The 10,440-nt window shown below is 39.1% G+C and carries 7 protein-coding genes; all 7 read right to left on the bottom strand.

The genetic code is table 11. The annotated features are described in order from the left end of the window. Nucleotides 1–215 precede the first annotated feature (215 nt). Complete coding sequence (locus LGT40_RS01355; RefSeq protein WP_226071102.1) at nt 216–1,328, bottom strand: acyltransferase family protein; 1,113 nt, start codon at nt 1,326–1,328, stop codon at nt 216–218. A gap of 2 nt (nt 1,329–1,330) precedes the next feature. Beyond that, nucleotides 1,331–2,068, bottom strand: coding sequence for a sulfotransferase family protein (locus LGT40_RS01350; RefSeq protein WP_226071103.1), 738 nt, complete (start codon nt 2,066–2,068; stop codon nt 1,331–1,333). 31 nt (nt 2,069–2,099) lie between these two features. Beyond that, nucleotides 2,100–5,744: an FkbM family methyltransferase gene (locus LGT40_RS01345; RefSeq protein ID WP_226071104.1), complete on the bottom strand. Its 3,645-nt coding sequence runs from the start codon at nt 5,742–5,744 to the stop codon at nt 2,100–2,102. 270 nt (nt 5,745–6,014) lie between these two features. Beyond that, nucleotides 6,015–6,980 (bottom strand): glycosyltransferase family 2 protein, encoded by a 966-nt coding sequence (locus tag LGT40_RS01340; protein ID WP_226071247.1) that lies wholly within the window; start codon nt 6,978–6,980, stop codon nt 6,015–6,017. A gap of 266 nt (nt 6,981–7,246) precedes the next feature. Continuing rightward, entirely contained in the window at nt 7,247–7,807 is a 561-nt protein-coding gene (locus tag LGT40_RS01335; RefSeq protein WP_226071105.1) for a sugar transferase, read from the bottom strand. An 18-nt stretch (nt 7,808–7,825) separates the two neighbouring features. Continuing rightward, entirely contained in the window at nt 7,826–8,791 is a 966-nt protein-coding gene (locus LGT40_RS01330; RefSeq protein WP_226071106.1) for a UDP-glucose 4-epimerase family protein, read from the bottom strand. Continuing rightward, the gene (locus LGT40_RS01325; RefSeq protein ID WP_226071107.1) at nt 8,791–10,242 is read right to left on the bottom strand and encodes a phosphohexomutase domain-containing protein; all 1,452 of its coding nucleotides are present in this window, start codon (nt 10,240–10,242) and stop codon (nt 8,791–8,793) included. Before LGT40_RS01325 ends, LGT40_RS01330 begins: the two co-directional genes overlap by 1 nt. Between the last annotated feature and the right edge of the window lie 198 nt (nt 10,243–10,440).

Genomic DNA, 10,440 nt, shown 5'->3' with positions numbered 1-10,440 from the left:
TCATCCGCATAGCGGATTGAAAATGATGTCACCGAGGGAGTATCGCGCTCTCAAAGTGGCAAGTTAGGACTGTCCGTTTTAGCGGGGGCAACTACACAACCTGACATTGGAAGCCTATGGTTGCTGTACAACTAATGTTCTCTATTTACTGTTATTGAAGGATTTCAGTGATTACTTTCATTACAATATCTGCTAGGAATAAGCCTCTAAGATCGTTAAAGATCAACTGTATTTGTCTTATTAAGAAGTAATTTTAATTTTGACATATAAAAAGAAAGGGAAACTTGAGAGAACAAACCTTTCAGTCGTAGCGATTTCTTTTCAATTAAATGCCAAGATAAAAAAGATAGAAATGCAATTACTGGAAATGAAAGTAAGTTCAGCTCATAAACATTTACATCGGCTTTCAACGCAATAACGGACTGTTGAACCGGGAAAGCGTAAATATACATCCCATATGAATAATCCCCATAACGTTCGATATTATGCATCTTCAATAAAGGGTGATACGCAATCAGCAATATTAAATAAGAAAAAGTAATAGAAAAAACTAGATCAAACCATGCAGAACCATAATTTATGGCAGTTATGCAGATAAATACTCCCAATATGGAAAAGTTGAGCTGAATTTTTGATGCATTGATTAGCATGAATGCACCTATGATAAAGAAGATTACTAATCTCGCATGTTGGCTTTGAATTAATAGAGGAAAATCTAATGGAAAAGCTGCATACATAACTATAAGGAGGAATACAATAGAGTTAAAAATAACTCTACTACGTAGAAAACCTAAAATACCAAACATAGCCACGTATAAATAAAGCCTGAACTCAATAGGCAAAGTCCATAGGGAACCATTAATACCTGGCCATCGGTTTTCAGTAAAAACGCCGGGTAATCGAAATTGAGTTTCTAATAGACTGGCATTTTTTAAAAGATAACTCCAAGTACTAGGGGCCGTTAAGTATCTATCAGTTTCAAGATGGGTAAAATACAACCCAACTATAAATACACAAAATAATACAGCCACAAAAAGAGCTGGAACAATCCGAAGTATTCTAGCTTCAAGATAAGTGAGCAAATTTTTGTGCGATAAGAAACTTTTAGTTACAAGAAAGCCACTGATGACAAAAAACATTGAAACACCAATCCCAGGTAATCCCATGTTGAAAGCCATATACGGTCGTATTAGCTCACTAATTGGATCCTCTTCTCCCCCGGGTCCACTTATGAGTATAAAACTATGTCCTAATAAAACAAACAGCGCCCCAACTAATCTCATTAATGATAGGTTATTTTCCCTACCGCTAGAAAGTTCAGATAACATAATCAAACAATCTTATAGTCATAAATGGCCGCATATTTAGCACAAATACTTTCAACGATATCAATTTCTTCGTTAGTGAAGTAATCATAAGGAATAGTAACTTTATTCTGAATATGCTTTAAATCAAACTCGGCATTAACTTCAGGAAACAATGCTTTGTTTAATAAAGCCATCGATGCATCTGGCTCAGTTTGGAGCATCTCATACTTAAGCTCTACAAGCATTTCCCCCATCACAGGTTTCATAACCTTAATTATCGATACTGCCTCAAGCCAATAATTAATTGCTGCATATAAGTTATCAGTTTTTATGACTTTCCCAACCAGCAAGCTTTTAATCACTGATAACGGGTGTCTGACAATATGAACAATTTTAGCTTCAGGAAATTGCTCTATTATCAGTGGCAACCCATAAACATTTTGAGGAGTCTTTTCAAACCACAGGCTCGCACCTTTTTTTTTCATTACAGCTTCACAGTAGAGATTAGTTAATTCTGCTCTTGTTGCAGATTGTTTCAATAACTGTTCAAATTTATCGTCCTCAATCCCGTCCAATTTTCTATGATGAAGAAGTATTTTATTATTTCTATAATGACTTTTATAATCATTTGATCTGAAAGGAGCTCCCCAACGAAAAAAATGAGTTTCTTCGGGAGAATATAACCCATCTATTTGCTTAAAAATATCTCTTAATAAAGTTGTACCAGAACGAGGGGCACCTAAAATAAAAAACGGTTTCAAATCAATTTCCTTTAGTTTTTACAAATTTCAATTAGGCAATTTTCGATAGAAATAGAAATTTCTTGAATTTTATAGCAAGAGTTACAGGAATACATATTCTAAGCCATCGCAATTTTGGATGATAATAAATATTACGAGCATGCCGATAAAAGAATGGTTCTCCTAACTCAGGATTATTTCTTTTATTCTCCGACAAGAGGTTAAATAGCGAACTAGGGATAACTTTAGAAGCCGTCTTTAAATGACTCTGGTAAAAGCTGGAGTAATACTCTTGTGATGGATATTCGTCATTTGTTTTCTCTAAATTAGAGCAAGAGCTGGGCCGTTGGAAATGATGAGACTCACAAAAAATAATAATTTTCAGCAGCTTTTCTGCATCAGAAGGATATTCATAAAGCCATGAACTTTTTCTCAGTAATAAACGTTCACCAAAAACACCCAAACGTGGAGCAATAATAGGTTTTCCGGAATGAATGGCGTAACTTAGAGTATAGCTATATGTTTCGGGCCATCTAGCAGGGAAGAAAATTATGTCTAGGTTCTGCTCCTCAATCAGCTTTGAGAGTTGCTCCTCTTGGTACTCTCCGGTTGTGGTAATGTTACTCAGTTTCCTGTATGCATAGCCTATCAAAACAAACTCATATGGCATTTTATTTTTCTTAGCTAACGTTGCTATTTCTTCAAGAAAGTCTGCCCCTTTTTCTCTGCTTAAAGCTCCCAGAACCCCAATCCGGTATTTGTTTTTTTGTTCAATCGCTCTTTCAGAAGCCTGCATGTTTCTTATGGCTTCCGGATGCCAAACAACAATAGATTTATCTAACGGATAATAGCCTTCAAAAAATTCTTGTGTTGCTCGGGATGGGAAAATTACTCTTTCAGCATTTTTCCAAAAGTCGTTATATCTGGCACGCCAGTCAGCTGCCGTAACATCACATGGCAAAGGGTATAATGGATTCTGCAAATCATCACTATATTTACCTGGGTAAATAAACTCTTCATTTGTCAGGGTAGGATTGCCGTTCAATAAATAATAATCATGCACTGTAAATTGATACGGAATATCTAAATCACGAGCAAGCTTCAACACCTGTTCTGTCACATACATTATATGGTGATAATGAATACATGAAAGTGGAATACTTTTAATGATGGTTAAAAACGCTGGCGTCTCATTATCCAGATCAAATACTATTTCGTTATCCCTTTCCTGACAGCCTAATCTCAACTTAACCTTGTTCGTATCAGGTATAGGGATCAGCATGATCGAAATAACATCTCTGGAAATAAATTCGTCAAGTTCCCGGATATGCTGAACTACACCTCCGCCCAAGCCATGGCTTACATGCATGATGATCGGTTTTGGGCTCCTCCTCATTAATTCAATTAACCGGAACACCCGAGCGGGTTTTAGCAGGTCCACCTCAATGAAAGATCGGACATCAGTATGGTAATTGGGATGAATGGCATCGATCTTTTGTAATGCATTATTTATTAATTCCTGCTTATCAGCACCAAAACTAACACCACCTTCATGGTAAGCATAGAGATTGGGGGTCAAAATATTTAGCCAGCCTTTTTTAATAGCGCGTTGACAGAAATCATTTTCTTCACCATAGCCGCGGCCGAAAGTTTCTTCGTCAAGCTTACCCACTTCATTAATACAGTCTCTGCGTATATACATACAAAAGCCTATCCCTGTAGGAGCGATTAGGTTAGGCAAAGTCGACTGCATGAATGACTGGTGGATTTCATCAATGCTGAAACCAAACGGCAAAGCATTTTCTTCCAGAAAATTAGGAAATGCTGAGATCGTCGTGTTATTAGATAGTGGGGTAACAGTCCCGATACCTTCTGCTGAATATGCCTCGTTTCTGAGCCGCTCCAGCCACTTTTCCCCTACAATCACATCACTATTGAGCAATACAACATCAGCATCCGGTGAGGAGTCGAGCCCCTTGTTAACCGATGCGACAAATCCGAGATTTTGCACATTCTTGATCAACTTGATCGTCTGAGGATTCGCTTGTTGTTTCTCGTCAAGCATGCTCTGCATACCGACATCTGGACTCTTGTCATTGATTATAATCAAGCTAGCACCCAACGCGATAATATCTGGTAATGCGGAGTCTATACACGCGGCTGTCAGTTCAACATCACGATAAACTGGTAGTATAATGGTAATGTTAGTTGTTGTAATATCAATCGGTTTTCGCTCAATTAATCGCCATTGTTGCTTACCGTTTTTTTGTCGTTTTTCCTTTTGTCCATATACCGCGCAGTGCAGTAAAGGACATATATTTGCTTCTGCAACACCTGGATGAGTCCTGAAATAGTGTTTACTATCAAATCTTGGGTTTGGTCTACGGTTTTCTTTCCAACCGAAACGCAGATAGTGTTCGATAGGATTAACCCCAGATTCAGCTACATCCGGATAATGTCTCAGGTAGTATTCACTATCGAAAACGGGCTGAGTTTTCTTTATTTGCCACTGTATATTAGCAAATTTTCTACTTATCAAAGCTTGTCTAAAGCCAGAAATTCCATGTTTCTGTAGCACTCTTAGGGCTCTGAGCGGTTTTGTTAGTCTCCATGATAAAGAGCCCTGAATCAAAAAGATCAGTTGTCTTCCTGCAAGGATGACCTTGTCTTTTTCCTTCAATGCTTCAGCCTGTGTTTCTAAAGCTATTCGCAGTTCAGCATTCTCGGTTTCTTTCTCAAAAAGAACATGCTCATAACTTTGCGATAGTTGGCTTTGGTAGCCTAATCCAAGAGCTTTAACTGATGTGCTATTGGCCAATACTTCATATGGGTACTGTGGCTTGTGCAAAAGTAAAAGCACTATATCGTCATTATTTTCAATAACAGGTAAGCGAAGATCTCTTAAAACAAACTTATACCCCTCAATCTGTTCATCAGGTAGTAATAGAAAACCTGTTTCTTTCGCTATACCAAATATATTTTCACGGTGCTGTTTATAATTTTTATGGTTATAAGCTTCTGTTAACAAGCCGAAGATTTTATATCCATTTTGTTTTGCCCAAGAGAGGATAGGCGTAGAACAATTAACAGAATTAACTTCTGTAAAAATCACGGGGCGTGATTGTTCAATCAATAATTCAGCGCCATTAATAACGCTTAACTCCATACCCTCAACATCAATTTTGATAAAATCAACTTTTCTTATACCTTCATGTTCATCTAATTTTTTTATAGCAACTGCAGATTTAGAGCTGATGTCGGCCTCAGAGTTAAGACTTACTGAACTAGCACCATGATTTTTAGCATCATCAATAATGACAGCATTGGATGATTTAAGGTCACCTAATGCATAGTTGAAAGCATTGATATTATCAATTTTTGCGTATTCAACATTTTTCAACAGTAGATAAAATGTTGTCTCGTTAGGCTCAAACGTATATACCGCTCCTTGCTGACCAACAAAAGTTGAAAACGCACGGGCATGTGTGCCTATGTAGCCTCCAACATCAACTACAGTGTCCCCTTCATTAATAAAAATTGAAAAAATGTCTAACTCATATTGCGCCCACTCTCCGTACTGTATGAGTGATTCGGAGATGAGATCATTTTCTGAAAACACAACCATTTCGCCGTACCGAGTTTGCACTCTTTTGGTTAGAGTTTCGTTTTTCTGTTTTAATGATCGGCTGTCATTCACTCAAAAACCTCTGCAATTTCAAGAATCGGAGAGCCCGAGTCTTCAGTTTATAAACGTGGAGAATATATCTTAAGGTTGCAATGTTGATATCAGTCTCATTCCAAATAATGCTTCTTTCGCTTTATTTATTGTAATAAGCTGTCGTTTTGTACAAAAAATCAATATATCGCTCAAATGTGCAAAGCCTTCAGGTATCCATATCTCGTTACTGCTCAAACCGCACCTCATTAAGCTGGCGTCGCCTTTCACATATGGTCATTATTTGTACTCTTAAATCTTTTTTAAAATTGCAGCCATCCATAATGCTATATTGCCTTCGGGAGTTTGGCGGTACAATCTGCTTTTTTTCAATATAATAAAACGTTTTATTAGGCCTGAGTTTCTGGCCTGAGTAAATTCAATCAAGGTTTTCTGGCTTTGGGGATGCAATAATTCCTCTATACTGCCTAAGCTCTGGATATGTAATGTATTCCAATCTGAAAAGCTGCCTTTAATTAAAAAAATTAAACGTTTTAATTTCGCTAAGAAGCCCATATTAGCGCCAATTTCATTGTGATCATGCTGACGGTATTTTACCGATGGAACTTTGTCGTAAAAGACACATCCTCCAGCACCAGTCACAAGAAGATAGGCCCACCAATCATGACTTACAATCTTCTGCTTACCTGCCATACATAACAGCTCATGTGCTTTTTTGTTCAGAACCATAGTATTGCCCCCCGCAATATTCTGTACCAATGCATTTGCAAAAGATGGAGGTCTGGAGAACAGGGGGGACTTTCGATTCAAGTATTTACCGCACTCGGCAATCAAGGTAGTTCTGGAACAATATAGTGCCGGTTCGTCAGAATGCGTTTTTAAAAAGCCAAGGGCTCGCGTTAGTTTGTCGGGTTCCCAGACATCATCCTGATCAGAAAAAGCATAAAAATCTGCATCTATACGGGGGTCATAAACCAGTGATAAAAAATTTTTACAAAAACCTCTTTGGGGGCCTTGTAAAACTTCGAACCTGCCCTTATTACAGTAAGCTTGGTACTTTTTAAGGATCTCTATTGTGTTATCCGATGAGCCATCATCAGATACCCAAATGTCAATATTATTCAAACCTTGAGCATCAATGGAATCTTTTTGCTCGGCTAAATGCGCTGCTCCATTATAAGTGCACATTAGAACAGCTATTTTGTGAGGTGTTGTTGGGCTCTCGGAAGGAACCGCAGTGTACTGAAAGTCAATCATTGACAAGAAATATTGATGCTGAAGACAAGCATGTGAATGTATATGGCCTATCCTTTAAAATAATTAATACTGGCATTTTGTGACTTTTATAATTTTAGACCATGAGCATCATTATCTGACACCAGAAGCCTTACGGGTATCTGTGACTCCGAATACAGGACAAAGGATGTTAATTAATGATGGCGTCTAAACACTTCAACGCCTATTTATATATTCATATAATAGCAAATATTAGTGGGGAAAGTCATAACAACTTATTTTATGTATCACTGCACCCGGTCACCAGTCCCCTTCCCTATAACTGTCTGAAAAAGGTAGTGAAGATAATCCAGAATGGTGAGTTTCTTGATCATTTCCGCATCTGTTTTTGCTAACAGTGCAGGAGTGGACATGTCAATATTATTCAATTGTGCGAGTCCGGTAATGCCCGGTCTAATGTCAAAAACACCTCGTGCATGTCGCTCATCGATTAATTCATGCTGATTTAACAGGCATGGTCTCGGCCCTACAATGCTCATTTCTCCTTTAAGCACATTCCATAATTGCGGCAATTCATCCAGCTTGGTTCGGCGAATAAAGCGGCCAAAGGGCGTTATCGAAGAAGCGCTCGCCAGATGACTGGCAACATGGGCTGTGTCTTTTTTCATTGTGCGAAATTTCACCAGAGTGAAAGGTTTTTGATAACGTCCTACCCGTTGCTGACGAAAGATAGGTGAGCCAGTATCAAACCAACCGATAATAAGTAGAACACATAATATTGGTAAACCAATTAACAATCCCATAATTGAAAAGATAATATCCAATAAGCGGATAATGAATCGGGTCATGAATTTCTCGTTTTAATATTATTGTGTTGAGTTTCTATCCAACTCAACCATTTTGTTAAGTTGTTGTTCCAGCGATATGACAGGCTTCCAACCTATCAGATGCCGTGCTTTACTGATATCCACTTGCAGATTTCCCAGCAAACGATCTGCAATATTTTGCTTACCTATAAGTTTGGCAAAAACCGTCATCAATGACATGGGCATTGGGATTAGTCTTGATGACCGTTGAAAAGCTTTTGCAATTTTTTGTAGTAGTTCCGTTGTTGATACGTCCTTGCCATCAGCGATCAGAAAAACCTGATTTGCAGCAGCAGGATGTACCATGCAACATTTTATAAAATTATTCAGATTATCAATGGCCAATATGGATTTTTGATTAGAAACAGAACCAAAGGGCAACGGTAGGCCTTTCTTAATAATTTTCATCATACTGGCAAAGTTGGCTTTAACACCTGGACCATATATAAGGGGTGGCCGAATAATCACAACCTCCATCGATGTCGACCGCGCTACCTCAAATAAAGCCTGCTCTGCTTCAAGTTTTGATAGACCATAAGCATCTTCAGGTGCAGGTTCATCCGTCTCCCTAAAAGGCGATCGATTATCTGTTGATTCACCGTTTACTTTAATCGAACTCAAAAAAATGAAACGTCTCACTCCGGCCTTGGCCGCCTGCTGAGCAAGTTGTACAGTGCCCTCTACGTTTACTTTCCGAAACTCATCTAAGGGATCAGCCGCATCATCTTTCATGATATGGACACGTGCTGCTGTATGGATAACGACTTCAATATTATCAAATGTATCAATGATCGTAGTTGGCCCACCTAGTAGGCTTAAATCACCAATCAGTTTTTGCTCCACTTCCATCGGTAATTCAGTGGATTGTTTTCGTAATGCTGCAACCACATGGTGATGATCAGCAACTAATTCGGTCACTAAAGCTTTACCAACAAATCCCGTCGCACCAGTTACAAGAACTCTCATCAGCTCTGGATTATCTGTTCTATTTCGGCCACTTTAGCTTTCATTAATACTTCATCAGCCCGAGTTTCAACATTCAGACGCAGTAGTGGTTCGGTATTAGATGAGCGTAAGTTAAACCGCCATTGTTCAAATTCCAGACTGATGCCGTCAGTTCTATCAATAACAGGGCTTTCAACCGCAAAATGTTTCAGAATTTTATCGAGGACAGCACTGACATCTGCTACCCGATAATTGATTTCACCACTGCATGGGTATTTCGCCATACGCTCATTAACCAGCTCAGATAAAGGCTTACCTGCTACGCTGATTAACTCAGCAACCAGCAACCAAGGAATCATGCCGCTATCACAATAAGCAAAGTCCCGGAAATAATGATGGGCACTCATTTCACCACCATAAACTGCATTTTCCAGACGCATCCGTTCTTTAATAAAGGCATGGCCCGTTTTGGATTGGATAGGTTTACCACCCGCCGCTTCAACTTGATCGATGGTGTTCCAAGTCAATCGTGGATCATGAATGATTTTTTCGCCGGGTGATTTGAGCAAAAACGCTTCAGCCAATAAGCCGACAATGTAATACCCTTCGATAAAGCGGCCATTTTCATCAAACAGAAAACACCGATCAAAATCCCCATCCCAGGCAATGCCCATATCTGCTTTATTGGCGATGACAGCATCGGCTGTTGCTGCACGGTTTTCGGGTAATAAGGGATTGGGGATACCATTGGGAAAGTCGCCATCAGCTTTGTGATGTACTTTTATAAACTCGACAGGCACATTAGCTGATTTAAATTGAGCTTCAATCGCATCAATCACATGTCCAGCAGCACCGTTGCCGGCATTCACTACCAGTTTAAGTGGCGTGAAATTATTCGAATCGATATAGGTCATTAAATGTTGAACATAGGGTTCAAGAATAGACAGCTGACTGTATTTATGAGCATTATCAGTGCCACTGAAAACATTATTTTCAGTAGCAGATGCCTCAGACATATTTGCCGAGTTGGATGCAGCTGGTTGGGACGAAGTAAACGGGGATTGCGTGTGCTCAGCCAATTCCCGAATATCGTTCAAACCACTGTCACCGCTGATAGGTAAAGCACCACGACCTATTAGCTTCATACCATTGTAGTCCATGGGATTATGACTGGCCGTTACCTCTATCCCACCATCAACATCCAGATAAAATGAAGCGAAATAAATCTCTTCTGTCCCCACCATGCCGATATCCACTACCTCTGCCCCGGCATTCATCAATCCTTGAGCCAAAGCCAGTTTTAATGGTTCACTGGTATGTCTGATATCACCGCCAACAACAACTTTTTTTGCCTTGAGATGTTTGGCATAAGCATGTCCAATTCGATAAGCGACATCTGGGTTAAGCTCATCCCCCAATTTGCCTCTTATGTCGTAGGCTTTAAAACATTGAAGAGTGCTGTCAGTCACCATATTTGTTCCTTGTTTCCACTTAATGAGAAAGGTAAATGCTTAGTTTGTGATTTTTATTTTGAGGTCGGCGGGAAGTCACCCCGATGTTTACTAAAGAAAAGCAACATGCTAATGAGGTGCCAACGTAGATATTTTAACTGCTTATGACTCTGTCTTTGAGCATGATGGCTGACAGATACTTGCGGTACTACCGCTATA

The organism is Methylophaga pinxianii (assembly GCF_020447225.1).
Taxonomy (GTDB): Bacteria; Pseudomonadota; Gammaproteobacteria; order Nitrosococcales; family Methylophagaceae; genus Methylophaga; species Methylophaga pinxianii.
The sequence above is the reverse complement of the archived record's forward strand: the minus strand, read 5'-3'. Positions and strand labels throughout refer to the sequence as shown.